Origin of the sequence: Sphingobacterium sp. JUb56 (assembly GCF_014191365.1) — a bacterium.
In the GTDB taxonomy this organism is placed as follows: domain Bacteria; phylum Bacteroidota; class Bacteroidia; order Sphingobacteriales; family Sphingobacteriaceae; genus Sphingobacterium; species Sphingobacterium anhuiense.
The window spans coordinates 4,050,446-4,073,785 of the sequence record NZ_JACHWL010000001.1; the positions used below are offsets into that span (position 1 = coordinate 4,050,446).

Annotated in this window: 19 protein-coding genes; 13 read left to right on the forward strand and 6 right to left on the reverse strand. The window is 34.2% G+C overall.

Annotation, left to right across the window (positions count from 1 at the left end; translation table 11 throughout):
- The first annotated feature begins 118 nt into the window (after window positions 1-118).
- Window positions 119-298: a hypothetical protein gene (locus tag FHR29_RS17205; protein WP_021188827.1), complete on the forward strand. Its 180-nt coding sequence runs from the start codon at window positions 119-121 to the stop codon at window positions 296-298.
- A 134-nt stretch (window positions 299-432) separates the two neighbouring features.
- On the opposite strand, the gene FHR29_RS17210 is transcribed toward FHR29_RS17205, so the two are convergent.
- Together FHR29_RS17210 and FHR29_RS17215 are read right to left on the reverse strand one after the other, a co-directional pair.
- On the reverse strand, window positions 433-1,227 hold the full coding sequence (locus FHR29_RS17210) for a GLPGLI family protein (RefSeq protein ID WP_183915973.1): 795 nt from the start codon (window positions 1,225-1,227) through the stop codon (window positions 433-435).
- 9 nt (window positions 1,228-1,236) lie between these two features.
- Window positions 1,237-3,990: an outer membrane beta-barrel protein gene (locus tag FHR29_RS17215; protein ID WP_183915975.1), complete on the reverse strand. Its 2,754-nt coding sequence runs from the start codon at window positions 3,988-3,990 to the stop codon at window positions 1,237-1,239.
- A 200-nt stretch (window positions 3,991-4,190) separates the two neighbouring features.
- Between FHR29_RS17215 and FHR29_RS17220 the strand changes: the two genes are divergently transcribed.
- The 11 genes from FHR29_RS17220 to FHR29_RS17270 all read left to right on the forward strand — a co-directional run bounded on the left by FHR29_RS17220 (window position 4,191) and on the right by FHR29_RS17270 (window position 15,474).
- Window positions 4,191-5,561, forward strand: a complete 1,371-nt coding sequence (locus FHR29_RS17220) for a dipeptidase (protein ID WP_183915977.1) — start codon at window positions 4,191-4,193, stop codon at window positions 5,559-5,561.
- A 100-nt stretch (window positions 5,562-5,661) separates the two neighbouring features.
- Complete coding sequence (locus FHR29_RS17225) at window positions 5,662-6,405, forward strand: 1-acyl-sn-glycerol-3-phosphate acyltransferase (RefSeq protein ID WP_168128232.1); 744 nt, start codon at window positions 5,662-5,664, stop codon at window positions 6,403-6,405.
- 29 nt (window positions 6,406-6,434) lie between these two features.
- On the forward strand, window positions 6,435-7,193 hold the full coding sequence (locus FHR29_RS17230; RefSeq protein WP_021188823.1) for an ABC transporter ATP-binding protein: 759 nt from the start codon (window positions 6,435-6,437) through the stop codon (window positions 7,191-7,193).
- A gap of 144 nt (window positions 7,194-7,337) precedes the next feature.
- On the forward strand, window positions 7,338-7,559 hold the full coding sequence (locus FHR29_RS17235; RefSeq protein WP_021188822.1) for a DUF2795 domain-containing protein: 222 nt from the start codon (window positions 7,338-7,340) through the stop codon (window positions 7,557-7,559).
- 80 nt (window positions 7,560-7,639) lie between these two features.
- Entirely contained in the window at window positions 7,640-8,104 is a 465-nt protein-coding gene (locus FHR29_RS17240; protein ID WP_168128233.1) for a hypothetical protein, read from the forward strand.
- A 208-nt stretch (window positions 8,105-8,312) separates the two neighbouring features.
- Window positions 8,313-9,302, forward strand: a complete 990-nt coding sequence (gene trpD, locus FHR29_RS17245) for an anthranilate phosphoribosyltransferase (protein ID WP_183915980.1) — start codon at window positions 8,313-8,315, stop codon at window positions 9,300-9,302.
- Window position 9,303: 1 nt separating this feature from the next.
- Window positions 9,304-9,942, forward strand: a complete 639-nt coding sequence (locus FHR29_RS17250; RefSeq protein WP_183915982.1) for a phosphoribosylanthranilate isomerase — start codon at window positions 9,304-9,306, stop codon at window positions 9,940-9,942.
- Entirely contained in the window at window positions 9,923-11,107 is a 1,185-nt protein-coding gene (trpB, locus tag FHR29_RS17255) for a tryptophan synthase subunit beta (RefSeq protein WP_021188818.1), read from the forward strand. The genes FHR29_RS17250 and trpB overlap by 20 nt, the downstream gene beginning before the upstream one ends.
- A gap of 3 nt (window positions 11,108-11,110) precedes the next feature.
- Window positions 11,111-11,872, forward strand: a complete 762-nt coding sequence (gene trpA, locus FHR29_RS17260) for a tryptophan synthase subunit alpha (protein ID WP_168128235.1) — start codon at window positions 11,111-11,113, stop codon at window positions 11,870-11,872.
- Window positions 11,873-11,999: 127 nt separating this feature from the next.
- Window positions 12,000-12,443: a hypothetical protein gene (locus tag FHR29_RS17265; RefSeq protein ID WP_021188816.1), complete on the forward strand. Its 444-nt coding sequence runs from the start codon at window positions 12,000-12,002 to the stop codon at window positions 12,441-12,443.
- 97 nt (window positions 12,444-12,540) lie between these two features.
- The gene (locus FHR29_RS17270) at window positions 12,541-15,474 is read left to right on the forward strand and encodes a TonB-dependent receptor domain-containing protein (RefSeq protein ID WP_183915984.1); all 2,934 of its coding nucleotides are present in this window, start codon (window positions 12,541-12,543) and stop codon (window positions 15,472-15,474) included.
- Between the two features lie 34 nt (window positions 15,475-15,508).
- On the opposite strand, the gene FHR29_RS17275 is transcribed toward FHR29_RS17270, so the two are convergent.
- The 4 genes from FHR29_RS17275 to floA form a co-directional block, all read right to left on the reverse strand.
- Window positions 15,509-16,087 carry a Maf family nucleotide pyrophosphatase gene (locus FHR29_RS17275; protein WP_183915987.1) on the reverse strand — a complete coding sequence of 193 codons (579 nt, stop codon included), beginning with the start codon at window positions 16,085-16,087 and terminating at the stop codon, window positions 15,509-15,511.
- A 3-nt stretch (window positions 16,088-16,090) separates the two neighbouring features.
- A complete protein-coding gene (locus FHR29_RS17280) occupies window positions 16,091-16,609 on the reverse strand; it encodes an HAD family hydrolase (protein WP_183915989.1) in 519 nt (172 codons plus the stop codon).
- A gap of 484 nt (window positions 16,610-17,093) precedes the next feature.
- Window positions 17,094-18,395 carry a DUF3472 domain-containing protein gene (locus FHR29_RS17285; RefSeq protein ID WP_021188811.1) on the reverse strand — a complete coding sequence of 434 codons (1,302 nt, stop codon included), beginning with the start codon at window positions 18,393-18,395 and terminating at the stop codon, window positions 17,094-17,096.
- Window positions 18,396-18,539: 144 nt separating this feature from the next.
- Window positions 18,540-19,529 (reverse strand): flotillin-like protein FloA, encoded by a 990-nt coding sequence (gene floA, locus FHR29_RS17290; RefSeq protein ID WP_021188810.1) that lies wholly within the window; start codon window positions 19,527-19,529, stop codon window positions 18,540-18,542.
- 364 nt (window positions 19,530-19,893) lie between these two features.
- On the opposite strand from floA, the gene FHR29_RS17295 reads away from it, so the two are divergent.
- A complete protein-coding gene (locus tag FHR29_RS17295) occupies window positions 19,894-23,334 on the forward strand; it encodes a response regulator (protein WP_183915991.1) in 3,441 nt (1,146 codons plus the stop codon).
- Window positions 23,335-23,340: the final 6 nt, after the last annotated feature.

The window sequence follows — 23,340 nt, forward strand, 5'->3', positions numbered from 1 at the left end:
ACAATTTTTAACAGAAATTTTTCTGAAAAAATATTTTCTATTAAATTGGTTTTTGTATATTTATTGTGTTAATTAGAGTAATAAACAAGACCATAAAACTAAAATTATAATTATTAAAATGGAAAACTACGTAAAATTAAAAGAGTTAGTAGCATCAATCGAAGGAGATGCAGACAAATTTTTCAACAATGGTAACTCTGCTGCAGGTACTCGTGTACGCAAAGGATTACAAGACATTAAAACATTAGCACAAGAAATTCGTAATGAAGTTACTGCTAAGAAAAATGACGGTAAATAGTTTTTATTTATCTTAATCAAAATAAAAGGCGCTTTAAAAGCGCCTTTTATTTTGATATTATTTTTTTATATTAATAAAGCCCTTAAATGTAATATTTAAGGGCTTTATTAATTAGACACAGCTTGGTTTTACAATTACAATAAAAGTAGCTGCATAATATATTTAACCATATCCTTTGTCATCATTCCTGACGAAAGAGTCTGTGTAAATTGCTTATCGACCTCAGCTCTTGTTAATACTTTAACTTTTTTGGCTTCAAATACTTTCTTATCCATTACTGGAGCACTAGAAAGTTCAACTTTAGAGGCAAAATAGGAAACATGTTGATTAGGAACCACAAGCCCTAAAATCATTCCTGGAAGACCATTTATTGATTCAGGGCCACCGTATACAGGTATTTCATTTGCATAAAATCCAATCACATAAATTGAATCTGAAGTAACACCATTGGCCCTTCTGCAGTTAAATCCAGCAATTTCACGATATTCATCTGTAATTTTCCATTTAATTTTCTTCAAGGAATCTTGAATTACTATCTTTTCTCCAAATATGTCATTGAATCTTTTATAGCTATTTTGTTCAAGATTAGAAGATGTAACCCCGTCAAAATCTAATGCTAATTGCATCATGTAACGTGATGATGCTGGATCAAGCTCCTTCTTAACAGGCTCAAAAAGAGTTTCACTACCATTAAATTTCAATGTTTTTTGAATTGTAACACTTTGAGGTGCTGTTGTCACCATTTCTTGAAACCAACGACGAGAATTTTCATCTGCTTTTGCTACAAATTGCTTAGCAATGATGTTTTTAATATACATTGTCTTATCAAATGTAATTGTTCCGGTCTTTGAAAATAGGGTATACTGTGCTTTACTCTCCCCTACTACAAACAGTAAGAATAGAACTGCTATAAATTTTAATATTTTCATAAATAATTTTTAATTCATAAACATTTTTGTGAAATCCCAGCTCAACTTCAACATGTAATAACGTTGAATTGTGTCATAACGACGTTGTGTGAAAACTGAATTATTTTGACTACGTGCAAATCCTTTATTTTGATTCAGGATATCATTTACTGTAAAATCCAATTCTAAGGATTCGTTTTTCAAGAATTTTTTACTTACGCCCGGATGAATCAACAATTGATCAAATTTTGTTGCAAAAGCTTTAGTTGATGCTTCGTAGGTATAATCATAGTTAACGTAAACTTTAAATTTCTTAGGAAAAAAATAAGTCGCTCCACCATTAGAACCAAAAGTAAAACCATTACTATTTACATCAGGCTGTAAAGAAGAATTCATAGTTTTAAATCCAGGTGTCAAGTTAATATCGAAATCAAAACCTTTTTTCATATTTCTAAAAATGGCATATGTAAAACTGTAATTTAGCACATCAACTTTATTTAAAGCTCCATTGATCATATTATAGTTCTTTGATCCATAAACTGCTATCCTAGGAGAATTTTCTATTCCCAATTCTTTATTCAATTTAAAATGGAAACCACCATAAACGTTAATTGATTGATTTGTTTTATCTGTTAAATTTTCCCAACGATAGATACTTTTACCACTTTCTTCATCAGTTGTAATATTCTGGACAAATGCGTCATTCTGATTACTATAATTTGCACCCAAATAGGTATAAGAACCTGAAAGAATTTTAAAAGAATTATAATTTACATTAAAACTATTGCTAAATGAGGGTTTTAGATTCTCATTACCGATCACCAAGTTTAATTGATCAGTATTATCAAGAATTGGCTGAATTTGATTCAAAGATGGCAATTGATTTCTTCCTGAATAACTAAAATAAATTCCTTTTCCTTTTGTGATATTATAGCTAATATTCAAATTAGGATTGTAAGTTAAAAACGAACGTTGAACTTGTTCTTTCGAACGGTTATTAGATTGCTTTAATTGATCATCATTTATACTATTCGTGAAATTGGCTCTAAGTTTTTCATCTTTATAAGTTAGTGCAACCTTATAATTATTAGAAAATCTATCGTAACTATAATCATTACTAAAACGATCATCTAAGACATTATAATTACCTGCTTGATCTCTGTTATAAGAGAACTGTGATGAATTATTATCATTTTTATTTAAACCATAATTTAAAGAAAGATTCAATTTCTTCGTTAGTGGTTCCGTATAAGTTATTGTAGCACCTTTGGTCGTATTATTTCCATCGTTCTTCTTATACTGATCAGTGGTATCTTTTGAAGCTACATTATCTTTGTAAAACTGAATGTTAGCAAATAAATAACCATCACCATCATTTTCATCTCTATTGATATTCATATTTAAAGAGACTGAACGTCCAGCCTTTTTGAATTTCTTAGTTAAAAAAGCATTAAGACCAAAAGATTGCGCATTCGAATTTCGACTATTATTTGTCGAATCAGAGTTTAATAAAATGCCATCCTTATTTATCGTATTTGATAATGATCTATCATCAGTCCAATTTTTACTTTTAGAAGCATTACCTTGAATAGTTAAAGTAGTCAACGAATCAAATTTCAAATCATATTTCAGATTCATTCTTTGTTTCGTTAAATCAGATTTAGCATTTCTTACTTTATCTGTAAATTGAATATCGTTCTCGAGATTATTTTGTTTATTTGTTGTCTCGTTACCATCACTTTCAATTTTCCCGTATTTGTAACTTAAATTTAATTTATGCTTATCTGTTTTCCATTTATCAAAAAAGTTGACACCTGTATTCATCACTTTAGGTACTCCTATAGAGCCAGATCCTGAGAAATCATCTCCTCCTGAACTAAAATACATACCATCATCATTGTAACTAACTCCGGAATCCGAGCCGTATTTCTGAGCATCTTCCCAAGACAATGAGGTGCCACCGTTATTTCCAAATAATCCGTAAGCGGATATTTTTTGTGAACCTTTAAATTTGTTCAGCATTAGCTGTCCATTGTAATAATCATCAGTTCCCACTCCGGCAACAGCTTTACCAAAGATTCCATTTTTAGAACCTTCTTTTAGCTTTACATTGATCGTTTGTTCTTTATTTCCATCATCGACTCCAGTACGTTCCGCTTGTTCAGACTGTTTTTCATAGACTTGCACTTTGTCGACCATATCCGAACGGATATTACGAGTTACTAATTTTGGATCATCGCCAAAGAATTCTTCCCCGTCTACTAAAACTTTTTTCACAGTTTTACCTTGTGCAGTAATCTTTCCCGATGCATCAACCGTAATACCCGGCAATACTTTCAATAAATCTTCAACTTTAGCATTTTTTTCCACTTTAAAGCTACCTGCATCATATTCTGTAGTATCTCCTTTAATAGTGATCGGAATGCGTCCTGTTACGATAACTTCTTGTAAAAGTTGCGCTGTACTTGTCAAACCAACCTTTAATGCTGAATAATCTTGATTTGGTAAAATTTCGGTATAATAGTCTCCATATTTGGGATAACTTACAATAAGTACTGCCTCACTTTGTACGGGTGTATTTAACGAAAAATTACCATTTTCATCAGATCTGGTAAAATCTAAAAGAATAGAGTCTTTGGCACTCAAGAGCATGACCGTTGCATTTGACAACTTCTGCTGATCTTTGGCATCACTAATTTTACCTTGAATTTTACTCTGAGCAAAGCAAAAGCTCACAAGCATCGGTAATAGCAACAACAAATGGAAAATCGTTTTTCTTTTCATCTAAAAACTATAATTATCACTTTGGTTAATAAAACTGCACAAATATATTGTATAGTTACCCCTATTAGATAGGCTTTCAATAGAAATGTTACAACTTTTTATAACTTTTTTTTAAATCCTTTAATTATGCCTCTAAAACCATAATTACCAAGGTGAAATTATAATGTTTTACCTATTTTTGTTTTAAATACATTCATACTATGCAAACTATACAAGAATATGTTGAGGCGAACAAACAACGATTTTTAGATGAGTTGTTTGATTTATTACGTCTTCCGTCAGTAAGTGCTGATCCAAAATTTAAAGGTGATATCGAAAAAACGGCAGAATTTGTAGCACAAAAGTTAAAGGAAGCTGGCGCAGATAATGTAGAAATCTGTCAAACAGCGGGTAATCCGATTGTATATGGAGAAAAAATTATCGATCCTGCTTTACCGACGGTATTAACCTATGGACATTATGATGTGCAACCTGCTGATCCATATGAATTGTGGGATACGCCACCGTTTGAGCCAACAGTACGTGATGGTAAAATTTACGCGCGTGGTTCTGCAGATGATAAGGGACAATTCTATATGCATGTAAAAGCATTTGAATATATGATTAAAAATAATGCACTTGCGTGCAATATTAAATTCATGATCGAGGGAGAAGAAGAAGTTGGTTCTGCTAACCTTGGAACTTTTGTAAAAGAAAATAAGGAAAAATTAAAAGCTGACGTAATTGTTATTTCTGACACATCGATGATCAGTCTGGAAACTCCATCTTTAGAAACTGGATTAAGAGGATTATCTTATGTTGAAGTTGAAGTAACTGGTCCAAATAGAGATTTACACTCTGGTGTTTACGGGGGCGCAGTTGCAAACCCAGCTACAATCTTAGCAAAATTAATTGCATCTCTACATGATGAGAACAATCATATTGCCATTCCAGGATTTTACGATGATGTCGTCGAACTATCTCAGGAAGAACGCGATGAACTTAATAAAGCGCCATTCGAAATCGAAGCATATAAAAAAGATTTAGGTGTTCAAGAGCTATGGGGAGAAGAAGGATATTCAACAATTGAACGTACAGGTACTCGTCCGACTTTAGAAGTGAACGGTATTTGGGGAGGTTATATTGGTGAAGGTGCAAAAACTGTACTTCCTTCAAAAGCATATGCCAAGATTTCGATGCGATTAGTTCCAAATCAAAATTCACAGCGCATTACAGACTTATTTAAAAAACATTTCGAAGCAATTGCGCCCAAAAATGTACAAGTCGAAGTTAAACCGCATCATGGTGGCGAACCGGTTGTAACTCCAACTGATAGTGTCGCTTACAAAGCTGCTGAGAAAGCATTAACGGACACATTTGGGGTAAAACCTATCCCAACCCGCGGCGGAGGTTCAATTCCTATTGTAGCCTTATTTGAGGAAGTTTTAGGCTTAAAAACTGTCCTTCTTGGTTTCGGATTAAATAGTGACAACCTACATTCTCCGAACGAGAAATATGGTATTGAAAATTATCTTAAAGGTATTTCAACTATTCCTTTGTTTCATAAATATTATGCTGCATTAAGTAAATAACTACCTGCACAAAATACAGAAAGGGGTTCGCTAATTTGAACCCCTTTTTTATTATATTGCTCTCCTTACGAAAAGCTATCTTGTATAAAAATATTATTGAATGATTAAAATTCTGAAGAAACTGCATCGCTATTTTTATTTTGCCAGTGTTTTTATTGTATTCTGTTGTCTTTTTCCCATCATATGGCTATATGCAAGAAATGCATCCAAAAACTATAATCAAATCGCGTATCTCAGGAGATGGATGAGCCTCATCGGTTCATATGGTGCCGGTATTTTTTACCGCGTAAAGTTTGAAGAAAAAATTGACTGGTCCAAACCTTATATCCTATGTGCTAACCATACTTCCGTTTTAGACATCACGGCGATGACTTTTATATCCCAGAAAGCTATTAGTTTTATTGGAAAAGCAGAGTTATTGAAAAACCCGGTAACACGCATATTTTTTAAAACAATTGATATCCCTGTAGATCGTAAGAGCAGAATGGCTTCTTTCAGATCTTTTAAAAAGGCTAATGAAATGCTTAAGGAGGGAAAATCTCTTGCCATTTTTCCGGAAGGAAAAATTGATGAGCAGTATCCACCTACTATACATCCTTTTAAATCTGGTGCATTTCGTTTGGCAATTGAGAATAATATTCCAATAATCCCGATTGTCATTGAAAATGCCTGGGAAATTTTATGGGATGACGGTCATAAATTAGGATCGCATCCAGGCATCGTAAAAGTGCAAGTATTTGCTCCGATTAATACAGATAATTATGATGAACAAAATGCTGCTGACTTAGAAAATTACGTTTACAATAAAATGCTTTCACATTGGAAATTGCAGAATAAATTGTAATTTGAACACCAAATTTAAACAAGTTTGCTATGGCTTCCGCAACATTAATTGAAATTCAAGAGATCGCTCGACAATATACAATAGGAACAGAGACTATTCATGCGTTAAAATCTGTTTCTTTAAATATAAAGAAAGGTGAATTTGTAGCTTTAATGGGTCCATCTGGATCTGGAAAGTCAACATTAATGAATATTTTAGGTTGCTTAGACACTCCTAATTATGGTGATTATATTTTAAATGGCATCAATGTCAGTGATATGACAGATGATGAACTGGCTGAAGTTCGGAATAAGGAGATTGGATTTGTTTTTCAAACATTTAACCTTTTACCCAAAAGCACAGCATTGGAAAATGTTGCACTTCCATTAATTTATGCAGGGATTAAACAAAGTGTACGGGAGGAAAAAGCAACACAGGCTTTAAATAGTGTCGGATTAGGAAATCGTGTTGATCATCGCCCGAATGAGTTATCAGGTGGTCAACGCCAACGTGTAGCAGTTGCCCGTGCATTGATAAACAACCCATCCATTATTCTTGCGGATGAACCTACAGGAAATCTTGACACAAAGACTTCTATCGAAATCATGGGGCTTTTAGAAGAAATCCATTCTAAGGGAAATACCATCATATTGGTAACTCACGAGGAAGATATTGCACAGCATGCACATCGAATCGTCCGCATGAGAGATGGACTTATAGAAGCTGATTATCCAAATACAGATATCAAATCCGTTTCTCCAAGACTATCAGCATTAGAAGAAAAAGGTGATGATTTTGAAAATATTTAGAAAGATGAGCACAACGCTAGTTTATTTTTTTAAACTGAATATCAATCACTTAAATTGATAATAAAAAAATAAATGACAAATAACTTGCTAAAGACAAATTAAATTATATTTTTGCGAAAATTGAAAACTTAATCTGTTTTTATTATGTATTGGACATTAGAGTTAGCTTCACATTTAGAAGATGCCCCTTGGCCGGCAACAAAAGATGAATTAATCGACTATGGTATTCGTTCTGGTGCTCCTGTTGAAGTAATCGAAAATTTACAAGATTTAGAAGACGACGGTGAGCCTTACGAGAATATAGAAGAAATTTGGCCAGATTATCCTACAAAGGATGATTTCTTCTTTAACGAAGACGAGTATTAATAAAAAATGCCTTACATTGAATTGTAAGGCATTTTTTATACGATTTAATCCTTTTCACTAAATAGCAGTCTTATCACTATATGATAACATATCTTAAAAGTGCATGTATACTTTTGGCATTTCTGATTCCCAATATTAATTTTGCACAGGAAAACAGAGTTCCTGATTCCAATTTGGTTATTGTGAAAAAATTTGTCACTGCTCTTAATGACCCCAATATTGCTACAGATGTGATCTTAAGTCAGCACATCATCATCAACAAAAAGCTTACGGATGAATATTTTGAATATCTCGAAGCAAGTCTAAACGAAGTCCGTCTCAATATACAGATGAAAGATATTAGTCAAATTCAGTATCTCAACTATCATCAGCTTCCTAAAAAGGAAACTAGGGATATCGACTTAGAAGGAAAAAATGCGTCGAACATTTACTTTCTTAAAATAAAAGACAGGCTGATTGTATCCCTTTATCTTGAAGCAGACAAAATTGCATCCTTTACTTTAGTCTCAAAAGGAAATAATTTAGCACATTTTGTCACATATTAAAATTATTCACTAAATCACTTGCTTTTTTTAAAATAATCAACCATATTTGCTATTACAATAAAGAAATGAATATAAACGTATTAAATAAGTCTTGGTGGTGGCATAACAGTTAAACTGTTGTGGCAAAGAACTATTGCTTAGATTTATCTATACATCAAAATAGTAGGCTTGCCTTTTTAGGTAAGCCTTTTTTTATTTTAATAATACCATGAAAAAAATATTAGCGCATTTATTTGAATATAAATCATTCAGCAGAAAAGAGGCTTATGATATCCTCATCAATATCACAGAGGGCAAATATGATAGCCATCAGATCGCTGCATTCATGACAGCTTACGGCATGCGAAGTATCCGTGTGGAAGAACTTGGTGGATTTAGAGATGCGATGTACGATCTATGTTTTCAGCTTGACTTCAGCGGTTATGATTTAATCGATTTATGTGGTACAGGTGGAGATGGAAAAAACACTTTCAACATTTCTACATTAGCATCTTTTGTTGTAGCTGGAGCAGGTTATCATGTCGCTAAACATGGTAATATCGGCGTCTCATCGGGCTGTGGTTCTTCCAATGTTATGGAATATTTGGGCTATCAATTTACAAACGATAAAGGCGAGCTAAACAGACAACTGGATGAGGCTAACATTTGCTTCTTACATGCCCCTTTATTTCACCCTGCGATGAAGACGGTAGCACCTATTCGAAAAGCGTTGGCCGTTAAAACATTCTTTAACATGCTAGGCCCTTTGACAAATCCTGCGAATCCAAAATTTCAATCCGTAGGTGTTTTTAGTCTAGAGCTTGCAAGATTGTATGGATACCTCTATCAAGATTCAGTAAAACAATATTCGATTATACATGCACTGGATGGATACGATGAGATATCACTTACAGGTGATTTCAAAGTTATAACCAATGCTGGAGAAAAATACTACAGTATTCCTGAACTTGGCTTTGATATTGTTGCACCAGCTTCTTTAGCTAGTGGGGAAACAATCAATGAAGCGGCAGACACATTTTTGAAAATTATTAGCAATGATGGCAATGACATTCAAAATAACGTAGTACTTACAAATGCTGCCTTTGCTATCAATACATTTGATCCGCAAAAAACATTTGCAGCTTGTTTGGCCGAAGCAGAAGAATCACTTAAAAGCGGAAAAGCATTCAATAGTTTCAAAAAACTTATAAATAAATAACATGAGCTTAAAAATTAAAGTTTGTGGCATGAAAGATCTGGATAATATGTTAGATCTCATTAAATTACCGATCGATTATATGGGTTTGATTTTCTATGAAAAATCAAAACGATATGTCAGTGCTTTGGATGCCCATTTTATAAAGGCAATCCCAGGAATAAAAAAAATAGGTGTTTTTGTAAATGCCAGCGAGCAGGAAATTCTACAAAAAATCAGTGATTACGGATTAGCCGGAATTCAGTTACATGGTCATGAGGATCCTGATTTTTGTCTTAGGTTAAAATCTAAAGATATTCTTGTCATCAAATCTTTTGGCATTGACGAAAACTTTGATTGGCAATCTCTCAACGCATACGAATCGGTTGCTGATTATTTTTTATTTGACACTAAGACTAGTAACCATGGTGGTTCGGGAATACACTTTGACTGGGATTTATTGAGGAACTACCCATTAGAGAAACCCTATTTTTTAAGTGGTGGTTTAAGTGTTGAAAATATAAGAGAGGCAAGCCAGATTTCCGATCCTCGTTTATACGGTCTCGATTTAAATTCAAAATTTGAATTTAAGTCAGGAATAAAAAATGTAGAATTATTAGAACAGACATTGAAAAACATGAATTATGAGCAAGTACCAGGTTAATGAAAAAGGATATTATGGTCAATTTGGAGGTGCTTACATTCCAGAAATGCTATACCCTAATGTAGAAGAACTACGTCAAAAATATTTAGATATTATTCAAGAACCCAGTTTTCAGGAAGAGTTTAATCAACTTCTAAGAGATTATGTCGGTAGACCATCACCTTTATACTATGCAGGCCGTCTATCCGAGAAATATGGGAGTAATATATATTTAAAAAGAGAAGATCTAAATCATACAGGTGCTCATAAAATAAACAATACAATTGGTCAAATCTTACTTGCACAGCGACTAGGAAAGAAAAGGATCATAGCTGAAACGGGAGCTGGGCAACACGGTGTTGCTACTGCTACTGTATGTGCATTAAAAGGATTAGAATGTGTGGTCTACATGGGCGCCATCGATATTGAGCGCCAAGCACCAAATGTGGCCAGAATGAAGATGATGGGAGCACAAGTAGTACCAGCACAATCGGGAAGCAAAACTTTAAAAGATGCTACTAACGAAGCTTTAAGAGATTGGATAAACAATCCCGTTGACACACATTATATCATTGGTTCTGTAGTAGGGCCTCACCCCTACCCAGATATGGTTGCTCGTTTTCAGTCTATCATATCTGAAGAAACAAAAAAACAGCTCTTAGAAAAAACAGGCAAATCCAATCCTGACTATGCAATAGCATGTGTAGGTGGAGGATCGAATGCTGCAGGTATGTTTTATCACTTTGTAGATGAAGAATCAGTAAAGCTGATTGCTGTAGAAGCTGCTGGATTGGGTGTTGATTCTGGCGAGTCTGCCGCAACAACGGCACTTGGAAAAGAAGGTGTATTACATGGGAGCCGATCATTGCTGATGCAGACTCCAGATGGACAGGTTATAGAACCATACTCCATATCTGCGGGATTAGACTATCCTGGAATTGGTCCACAGCACGCCTGGTTATTTAAATCCGGACGCGGCAATTATGTGAGCGTGACGGATAAAGAGGCAATGGAAGCAGGATTGTTGCTCACAAGACTGGAAGGAATTATTCCTGCTATTGAAAGTGCTCATGCTTTAGCATACCTAGAAAAAATGGATTTAAAACCAGATGATACTGTGGTCATCTGTCTGTCAGGACGCGGAGATAAGGATCTGGACAATTACATGAAATATTTTGGCTTTTAAACGATGAGAAAAATAAAAAAAACAGGGGATCAAGGTCTCTTATCGATATATTATACTGCTGGTTACCCAACACTTGATAGCACAGTAACTATTGCCAAAAAGCTGGAGGAATCAGGTGCTGATTTTTTAGAAATCGGTTTCCCTTATTCAGATCCTGTTGCCGATGGCCCCACTATTCAACATAGCTCCGAGGTTGCTTTAAAGAATGGCATGACAGTAGAAATTCTTTTTGAACAATTGAAAGAGTTACGTAAGCATGTGACCATTCCCGTATTTTTAATGGGGTATGTAAACCCTTTATTACAATATGGTGTGGAACGCTTTTGTGCTGACTGCAAAAAGGTGGGTATTGACGGAATAATTGTACCGGACTTACCGATGTATGAATATGAAGAACTTTATAAAGATACATTTGAAAAGAATGACGTTGCCAATATTTTTATAGTGACCCCACAGACTTCAGAAGAACGTATTAGAAAGATTGATAAACTTTCCAATAGCTTTATCTACTTGCTCTCCTCTAATGCAACTACAGGGACAGAACTGAATGTAGGAGACACAACAACTGCTTACTTTCAGCGAATAAAAGATATGCAGCTTGAAAATCCAATTGCAATCGGATTTGGCATTTCAAATAAACAATCTTTTGAACAAGCTACATCGTTTGCCACAGGAGCTATTATAGGTACAGCATTTGTGAAACTACTAACGAAGGACAATTACTTAGATGAAATTCCTAATTTTATTAAATCAATAAAAGGTTAAAACAAAAAATAGTCCTTGCTCCATCAAGGACTATTTTTATAAACTTCTACTAACTGAACAAAAATTGTAGCAATAATATGACAACAAGAATGCTTAAGAGAGCAAGTTGTTTATTAGCTTTGTCGAAATGAAACAGTTGATCATACTTATCTTGATTTTTCACTATTCCCTTACGGCGACTAGTGCAACTGTGTACTTTCATTTTTGTCATGGAGAAACGCAATCCATCTCCCTCAATAAAGACGAGGCCTCACATGCAGAATGTGCATTATGCAAAAAAAATGATGCCTGCCATAAAACTCCTGTTTCGGAAGAACATAAATCGACTGAAGATAATAAATGTAAAAATGTTTCTGTCGATTTAAAAAACGTCGACGACAATCATTTTTCATCGGATAGTGCAAAGGTTTATCCGGTTATCAGTCCAGCCATTCTGGTATTAAACTGGATTATTATAAATCAAAACTACTTTGAAAACATTGCCAATTCCAAATGTGTTTTCGCGTCAAATAAACCGATATCGGCAACTGATATTTCTCCTTATTTGATAAACTGTAACTTCAGAATCTGATTTTTAAATTTTTTAATAGGTCTTTTAAAGACAACCAAGGTCACACTTTAGCGATAAAAGCTGAAGTATACTACTATTTCAAAATTTTAAAAAAATCATGAAACAAATATTAAAATACGCACTTATACCCCTATTTATTTTTCTTGCAAATACTTCGCTGAAAGCCACTTCTTATATTGCTAAACAAGACAGTATGGTCACATTACATGTCGCTGGAAACTGCGGTATGTGTAAAAAACGTATTGAAAAAGCAGCCAATCTTCCGGGTGTGTCGAACGCCGTGTGGAGTGAAGATACCCAGAAGCTGTCCTTAACATATAGTGCTAAAAAATCAACATTAGAAACGATTAAAAAAAGCATTGCGGCTGTTGGACATGATGTTGAGAATGTACGAGGAAACGATAAAGCATATGCCGAATTACATGAATGCTGCTTATATCCTAGATTAGAAAAAGTTCAAGCTTCGCCATTAACAGTTAGTGCTACCACAAACAATAGTAGTGCTACAACAACCGTTTCTGTTGATAGCACAACCACTATGCATGTAGCAGGAAACTGTGCTTTATGTAAAAAAAGAATCGAAACTGCGGCAACTATTAATGGTGTTACATCAGCAATCTGGGATGTGAACACAAAAGAGCTGGTAGTAAAACATAATCATCAAAAAGCACCTTTAGAAGAAATAAAAAAGAGCATTGCTGCCGTTGGACACGATGTAGACAATGTACGTGCCGATGATCATGTATATGAACAATTACATGAATGTTGTTTATATCCGAGAATGGAAAACGGTAAAATTACGGATGTAAAAGCAAAGAAAGATGATCATCATGATCACAACCACATTTTAACGGGCGTAGTTGTTGAAGAAAATGAAAAAGGAGACCTCAATCCAATCACAGGTGTTAATATCCATTGGTTAGAAGATAAAAGCAAAAATGCAAGAACAAATGAAAATGGTGTTTTCAAATTACAGCATCATGGAAATTTTAAGAAGATCGTTGTGAGTTTTGCAGGTATGCAATCGGATACGATTACTATAAAAGACTTGCATGAAGTATTGATGATAAACGCAAAAAGCAATGTCTTATCTGAGGTGGTAGTAACAGGAAGCAGAAGATCAAACTTCATCAATCGAATGAATCCTGCACGTGTAGAGGTATTAACAACTAAAGAACTATTTAAAGCTGCATGTTGTGATTTAAGTGAAAGTTTCGAAACAAATGCTTCTGTTGATGTCGTAAGTAATGATGCTGTAACAGGTTCTAAACAGATTCAAATGCTAGGATTAAGCGGTATATATACACAGCTTACTGTAGAGAACTTACCTGGCCCTAGAGGCTTAGCAGCCCCACTAGGTTTAAATTCGATATCTGGAAGCTGGATCGAATCTATTCAAATTGCAAAAGGCATTGGTTCTGTTGCAAATGGATATGAAAACATGGCTGGACAAATTAATGTTGAACTTAAAAAACCTCAAAATTCGGACAGACTTTATTTCAATGCCTATGCAAACAACATGGGAAGAACAGATGTAAACTTAAATTTAGCTCAAAAAATAAACAACAATTGGTCTACCGCTGTCCTGTTACATGATAATTTCATGTATAATAAAACAATGAATTTCAGTGATAACGGTTTTCGTGATATCCCTGTTGGAAACCTCTTTTCCGGAGTAAACCGTTGGAACTACGAAAACGGAAAAGGCTTCATGGCACAGTTTGGAATTAAATATTTAAATGATGACCGTACAGGTGGTCAAACAGATTTTAACAAAAAAACAGATAAAGGAACTACCAATAGATATGGTCTAGGTTTTGATATTGAAAGAATCGAAGGTTTTGCTAAAATCGGCTATGTATTTCCAGAAAACAGACACCGCAGTATAGGTCTACAACTTGCAGGTTCAAACTATAATCAAAAAAGTTATTTTGGTCTAAAAAATTATAATGGTGAACAACAGAATGGATATGCCAATTTGATATTTCAAGATGTTCTCGGAACTGTAGCTCACAAATACCGTGTGGGAGCTTCGGTAAATTATGATAACTATGATGAGTTATATCTGGATGTTCAGAATTTTAAGAGAAAAGAAACTGTTTCCGGTGCTTTTGTAGAATATACTTTCAGTCCAAATGAAAAATTTGATGCCGTCGTAGGTTTAAGACAAGATTATAACTCATTGTACGGTTGGTTTACTACACCTCGTTTAAATTTACGCTATGCACCTTTTACAGGTAATACAATGCGTTTAAGTGCTGGTAGAGGGCAAAGAACGGCTAACATTATTGCCGAAAATATGTCTGCACTAGCAAGTAGCCGTACATTAATTATCAAATCTCCAGACAATTTTAAAAATGCTTACGGATTAGATCCTGAAGTTTCTTGGAATACTGGCTTTACAATTGATCAAAGTTTCAGATTGTTCAACAGAGAGGCAACTGCATCGGTTGAGTTATTTAGAAACAGTTTTGAAAATCAGGTCGTAGTTGACTATGAAAACCCTAGAGAAATATCTTTTTATAACTTAACAGGTAAATCATATTCAAATAGTCTTCAGGCAGAATTACGTTTCAATCCTCTTCCTCGTTTAGAAACAAGACTTGCATATCGTTTACTCGATGTTCAAACTGACTTTGAAAGTGGTAGAAAAAGTAAACCGCTATTGGCTAAGCACAGAGGTTTTACTAATCTAGCTTATACATTACCTTCATCAGGATGGAGCTTTGACTATACCTTAAATATTGTAGGAGATAAAAGAATACCTTCAACAATAGAAAACCCAGTTGCATATCAGGTAGCAACAAAATCAAATGCTTATGTAACGATGAATGCGCAGGTAAGTAAAGATTTTGGAAAAAATAAAAACTTCACAATTTATGTCGGTGGTGAAAACTTAACAAATTATTTCCAACAAAATCCAATTTTAGGAGCAGATGATCCATTTGGATCTTACTTTGACACGTCTCTATTATGGGGACCATTAACGGGAAGAATGTTCTACACCGGTGTAAGATTTCATATCAACTAAAATAAAAAGGGAACCAAGTTAGCGGTTCCCTTTTTTATTTTAGTTTCTTTAGTTCCTGATAGAGTCGAGCTGTTGGCAATCCTACCACATTTGTATATTCTCCCTTGATACTTTTGATCCCGATACGACCTATCCACTCTTGTATTCCATAAGAGCCCGCTTTATCAAATGGCTCATATTTTTCAATATAAAAATTAATTTCATCATCACTAAGCGGATAAAATTCTACTTCAGTGGATTCCGAAAAAGTAATTAATTTTTCATCTTCCAGAATACAAACTGCAGTAATTACTTCGTGGATATCACCAGATAACATCTTTAACACGTGAAAAGCTTCCGCTTTACTTTTGGGTTTTCCTAATATTTTTTGATCAGAGGTAACAACAATAGTATCTGCAGTAATGATTACAGCCCCTTCAAAATCATTAAGAAAAGCCTCAGCTTTTTTTGTCGCAATGGCCTTCACTACCGCTATAGGTTTTAGAAGTTCATCGACAACTTCATCCGTCTCACGGACCACCACTTCAAACTTCAAACCCAATTCACTTAACAATTGGCTTCTTCGCGGCGATTGAGAGCCCAGTATTATTTGTCTATTCTCTAAATTTATCATTACTTATATACTTTTGACTGTTGTATCCATTTGCCATTTACCCTGAATTTTTAATACTTTTTCCATGACATCTCGTACAGCCCCATCACCACCAATTTTTGGAGAAATATAATGGCAAATTCCTTTAATTTCCTCAATAGCATCAGCAGGACATGTGGCTAGACCAGCCAGTTTCATACAGTCAAAGTCTGGCATATCATCTCCCATATAAAGGATATCTTCCAAATTCAGGCTCAGTGAAGCCAGGACTTCATTCAGCTTTCCAATCTTATCGGAGATTCCTGAATGAATTTCTTGAACACCTAACCCCTTTAGTCTTTTAACAACACCAGTAGAATTTCCACCTGTAATAATGATGATTGGATAACCCCGCTTAACAGCTAACTGCATGATATAACCATCCTTAATATTAAAAGTTCGCAACTGTTCACCAGCCTCATTGACCAGCACACGTCCATCAGTCAACACACCATCCACGTCCAATACAAAAGCTTTCACTTTTTTAAGATTATCAAAAATCATAGCTGTTTTCTTTCAAAAATAAGTAATATATAATTCGAAATACAATACAAAATAATACAAAATTTACAGCTATTAAGACAACTTATTATTACAAATAGACAAAAAATCATATTAATGTCACAACACATATTGTAGAGACAACTTTAATTCAAAAACATTTGGAATAAATAGGTTTTTTGATGTATCTTTGTAGGAGATAATTAAGGTTATCTATTGCAGGGGAATAATGATGAATGACATCAAGAAATATTTGAAATGACATTCACATAACATAATATCAAATGTTTATCATTAATTTTGCTGTATCAAATCACTACTTAAAAACAGTGATTATTAAAAATGTCTTTTCATAATTTAGGTTTATAATTGGTTAGTAACAAACCCTGGTGCCCATCACCAGGGTTTTGTTTTTTAAACAACTAGCAAGACAAAAAAATAGCTGCAAATAAACTATTTACAGCTATAATTTCTAAAAAAAACGTTATTATCTTGGAAGTGATTTGAAATCAATATTAGGCTTCACTCCTGTTGCTTTTCTAATAAATTTACTACCAAACGGAACATATTTATTAAAGAACCCAAAATTCTTTAAATAAAACCCTTTCTCATTTACGCCACCGGCATAGTCCATACGGTAACCTTTACGGCCAGTATTATCAATGGTAAATCTACCTTCAGTACATTCATACCAGTCCCCTTTGTCATCCGCTACCCATTGATTTGAAAACTGTACCTCCCGTTGATAAATACCTTGATCAGGGTTAAAATTTTCTAAGAAAGAATGAAAGCCTGTTAAATATTGATTCGTCTGAGGACGTTCAAATTCGGCTATAATTTGCCATTTACCTACTTCAGGCGCATAAAACCAAGCAGTATAAGCAGTATAATTATTTGCAATAGGTCTACCTCGCAATAAGAATTTATAAGTACTTCCGGCTTTCCAATTAAATTTCAAATAGCTTTGTCCACCAGAGCCTTCGTTTCCGAATTCGCCTGTATGAACAGTTTGACCTTTTGTTTTCAAAATTATCTTATGGTCATCAGGAATTTCTTTAGGATCATCTGTTGTAAAAGGACTCCATACGGAGAATAAGACACGACGTTCTGTACTGCTATTTACCTGCATACCAAAATATCCTACATTAAAACCATTGGACATAAAATAAGATCCTTCCACATCACTACCCTTTGGAACAGTAACTTCGTTATAATAATATTCTATATTCTTATCTTTCGGTTGCTGATATCCCATGTGGGTCGACGGCCCTCTTCTACCCCAGTAGAAGAAATTATCTTCATTATCTTTAACATAGTTCATCTGACCATCGGAAGCTGTTCCTTTCAAAACGTAACCACCTATTGTCGGATACAATGAAGCTGTAGTTTTTGCTTTTAATTCAATTGCGTGATATCCGGTATCCGCAATACTAAAATCAGCAACATTGATCAGTCCTTTTTGATTCGGTTCTATTGTTACATCAACGCTTTTACCTGCGAATGTAAAAGTGAATTTCCCACCAGCATTGGCTTCAAGTACCTGAACGGAAAGATTTACCTGACCAGTTTTACCAAAGCGAACAAATGTTTTTACTGTCCGTTTATTGTCTTTCCAATTTTCAATCTTTCCATTCTTTACAATAGATTCTCTATGATTGCTATTCGGATACTCCCAACTATTACCTCCAATAGGGACAAAATTCTCTTTTCCCGATGTCAAAGACTGTGCGTAAGCTAGCGTCAGATTCAAAGAAAGGTAGAGAAATAATAACTTTTTTATTGATTTCATGTTTATAATAATTAATTATAGCACTAAATATAATGATAGGAATAGGAATATAGAACAGTCCAAAATATTTTTAAAAAAAACAACCGATTGCATTTTAACTGCAATCGGTTGTTGATTCGTATAAAAAATCTGTTACATCAGCTTTTAATCTTTCTGCTGTCCTCTGGTATCATGTCCAGGTTTGGAAATAGAAGTTCGCATGTCTGTATCTGCCTGTATATTTTGCATCTTATAATAATCCATTACACCCAAATTTCCATTTCTAAAAGCTTCCGCCATAGCTAATGGCAACTGTGCTTCGGCCTCAATAACTTTCGCTCTTGCTTCCTGTGCCTTGGCACGCATCTCTTGTTCACTTGCAACAGCCATTGCTCTACGTTCTTCTGCTCTTGCATTAGCAACTTTCAAATCAGCTTCAGCTTGATCTGTCTGCAATTTTGCTCCTACGTTTTCACCGATATCTATATCTGCAATATCAATAGATAATATTTCAAATGCCGTACCGCTATCAAGTCCTTTTGAAAGAACAGTTTTAGAGATTCGATCTGGATTTTCTAAGACCTGCTTATGGCTTTCCGACGAGCCTATCGTTGTTACGATACCTTCACCGACGCGCGCTAAGATAGTTTCTTCGCCGGCACCACCAACTAATTGATTGATATTGGCGCGAACAGTAACTCGTGCTTTCGCTATTAATTGAATTCCATCTTTAGCAACAGCTGCCACTGGAGGTGTATTAATAACTTGAGGATTTACTGATAACTGCACAGCATCAAATACATCACGACCAGCCAAATCAATAGCTGTAGCAAGCTTGAAACTCAAAGGAATATTTGCCTTATCGGCGGATATTAAAGCTTTAATTACTCTATTAACATTTCCCCCCGCCAAATAATGGGTTTCAATTTCATTAGATGTGATGTTTAGTCCTGCTTTTGTTGAGATTATCATTGCGTTAGTGACCAAAGAAGGTGGCACTTTACGTAATCGCATCAAAACCAAGTTCAATAAACTAATTTTAACATTAGAAAGCTGTGCGGTAAACCAAAGATTTACAGGTAATAAATAAAGCAATAGAAACAAGGCTACAATACAGCCTATAATCATTAAAGCGAAAGAAAAATTTGGATCCATTTGATTAGATTAATTAAATAGTAATTGTCTTAAAGATATCAAATAATGATCAAACATGAGCCAAAACAATTTAAAAAGTGTAAATAAAGTAAAATCCAACCAAACTCAACTTCCAAATATTAACCTCAAAAACTACGAGTACTTCCTCATTTTTTTACTACTTTTACTTAGAACTAGCATTGATTTCTAATTTGCCACTTTTCCCTTAAAAATTATTGAAACACGCTAAAGAACAGCTTTCTTTGACGCATTTGAATGATAAAAAAGGAATCAAAAGAAATCAGAAAATTATTATGCTATTACTCTAATGTCAATTAGCGTATTATTTTAACGTGTTATCAAAAAATATTACTCTTATATCAAGATGAAAAAGCTACGTTTTCAACAACAACTCATCATTGGAATTATATTTTCATTTCTAATCATACTTTCGGCATCGTTATTATTTTTCATCCAATTGGATAAAAGTACGGCTCATGAACAAGACCTTATACAAAAAGCAGAAGCAAAGTTTGATCTCATCGATAATATCAAGAATAGTGTTGCCCGAGTAAATGATGCAAAACTTAAGTTTTATACAGAAAAAAATGCAAGTGTATTTGCACCCTATGCTGGTGAAATAACTGTGGTCCTTGAAACTATAAAAAACTTAAGCAAGAAGGACAGCTACTATACATTTGATGCTAACAAGCTAAATAATTTAAAAAATACCATTTTAGATTTCTATGACTTCGAGCGAGCCATCTCGTTAAGTAAGGAAAACAAATTTAAAGCGCTAAATGTAAACAATAAACGAGCTGATATTCAAAATCAGATTTCTATAATCTCCAAAGACTTAATCGATAAAAGAAAAGAATTAATTAAAAAATCAACAGATAGATTAGAAAATATCAGGTATTTAACTTACTTTTTAGTTTTTGTGGGTCTAGCGATCATGATCTATATATTCATTATTGTTCTTAATGTTTTTAAAACATTAAAAAAGAGTATAATTGATGAAAAGAAGTCCAATACAGCCCTTTTAAAATTAACCTCTAAAGTTGAACAAGACAACTCTATTTTAAATAACATCAACACTTTAGACCACAACCTTCGAGGCGATTTTAATGAAAAACAAATTGCAACGATAGGACTCGATAATATCTGTAAAACGACTTCCTCTCTTGCTGGTACAGTATATGTCAAAAAAGAAAATAGCACCCTTTTTTCCCTATTAGCAAATAAAGGAATCCTATTAGATGTCCCTATTAAAACTTTTATTTCAGAAGGAGATGGGATACTCAGTGATGTGATTAATAATCAAAAATTAACGATCATTCGCGATGTAAATGCAAACAAATATCAGATTGCGTCTTCGTTAATTGATCAATTTGAAACGAATCTCTATCTTATTCCGATCGTATATGAAGAACAATCTATTGGTATAATTGAATTAGTATGTCCAAAAGACAAAAAGAATGAAAATGAAAATATTGAATATTTACACCGCGTTAGCAAAATATTAGCTGTTAGTTTGAAAGTTGCGCAAGCGCATTCAAAGATGGCGGAACTCTATGAAGAATTACAGCAACAAACGGAAGAATTAGAAGCGCAACAGGAGGAACTGAGAACAACGAATGAGGAATTAAGTTATAAAACGAATTTGCTAGAAGCATCCGAAGAGGAATTGAGAGTACAGCAAGAGGAGCTCGTACAAACAAATAATGAACTGGATGAAAAAGCTAAATTACTACAGGAGCAGAATAATGAATTAGAAAAAGCAAAAGATAACATTGCTTTAAAAATCAAAGAGGTTGAGTCAGCCTCTAATTACAAATCAGAATTCATGGCAAACATGAGCCATGAACTGCGTACGCCTTTAAATAGTATTTTAATATTAGCAAAATTATTACAAGATAATAAACTAGACAATCTAACTGGTGAACAAATCAAATATGCCAGTGTGATCCATAATGCAGGCACTGATTTACTTCATTTAATCAATGACTTACTTGATCTTGCTAAGATAGAATCGGGCAAAGTGGAACTGGCACAGGAGAACATTGACAACAAAGATCTCATCGATTATATCTTAAATTTCTTCAAGAATACTGCGGAAGACAAAGGAATCAATTTCAAGATAGCTCTTTCTCCAGATGTGCCTACTCATTTTTATTCGGATGAATATCGGATCCAGCAGATCTTGAAAAACTTACTATCAAATGCTTTCAAATTCACCAATCCTAATGGAAATGTAACACTTGATATTGGTATAACTAAGGGGGATGAACTTACTTTTAAAGTTATCGATTCTGGAATTGGCATTGCTGCTGATAAACAAAAACTCATATTCGAAGCTTTTAGACAAGAAGATGGTTCTACAAGCCGCAAGTATGGTGGAACTGGTTTAGGATTATCAATATGTAGAGAAACTGCAAAATTACTAGGTGGTCGAATCACATTATCGAGTGAAATCGGCGTCGGAAGCACCTTTATGTTTACATTGCCACTACGCACTGCGCCTGGTACCAATCAAACGCTTAAATCTAATGAGGAACATACTGAAAAAATAATCCCGTCCTCTGAAACCGATGATTCAATATTGTTACCAGAAAATAAAGATATAATTCAAAACCCGGATGACCTGAATACCTTGTTGATCATTGAAGATGATTTGATTTTTGCAGAAATATTAAAGGACTATGCCGAAGCATATCATTACCGTGTCATACTTGCCCATGACGGAGAAGAAGGATTAGAAAAGGCAATGGCACTAAGACCAAAGGCGATTATTTTGGATATTATGCTTCCTAAAATTGATGGTTGGAATGTACTAAAAGTTTTAAAATCAAATCGGGAGACCTCCTCAATACCTGTACATATGATGTCTGCAGGGACGTATTTGGATAATGAACCAATCAATGCCGGAGCTATCGGATTTATGGCCAAGCCAGTTTCTGAAAAAACCCTTCAAAAGACATTTGAAAAAATTCAATCCATGCTTTCGAATGTTATGAAAAGAGTTTTACTTATTGAAGACCAAAAAGTACAAAGCGATTTTATCAAACATGGTCTAAAAGATGAAAAACTAACAGTAGATCAAGCCTATGATGCCAATAAAGCACTTGAATTATTGAAGAATAAAGCGAATAATTACGATTGTATTATTTTAGATTTAAATCTTCCAGATAAATCAGGATTAGAATTACTAGACGAAATAAAATCCTTAGAGACGTACAATGAAACTCCTATCATCATCAACACGGCGATGGAATTGACCTCTGAACAGACTACCAGAATTTTAAAACACTCACAAGCTATGGTTTTAAAATCTGCCAAGTCAAACGACAGATTAGTAGACGAAGTACGCCTTTTCCTGAATAAAATTGACCAGAAAACAGAAAATAAATCGAGGATAATTGATAAAGCAAATGATTTTCAACTTGAAAAAACATTAGAAAACAAAACAATTTTATTAGCAGATGATGATATGCGAAATATCTTTGCATTGACAAGTGCATTTGAAAGTTTAAATATTCATGTTGAAATTGCCAATAATGGTCAGGAAGCGCTTGATATTCTCAATTTAGAAAATAACATTGATCTGGTATTAATGGATATTATGATGCCCGTTATGGATGGATATGAAGCCATTGCCAATATCCGTAAAAATAAAAAGTATCAGGAGTTACCCATCATTGCCATAACAGCAAAAGCGATGAAAGGTGATAAAGAAAAAGCTATCGAAGCGGGTGCCAATGACTATGTCAGTAAGCCTATTGATATTGACAAATTAATTTCATTGATCCGTGTTTGGGTTAGTTAAATAGAA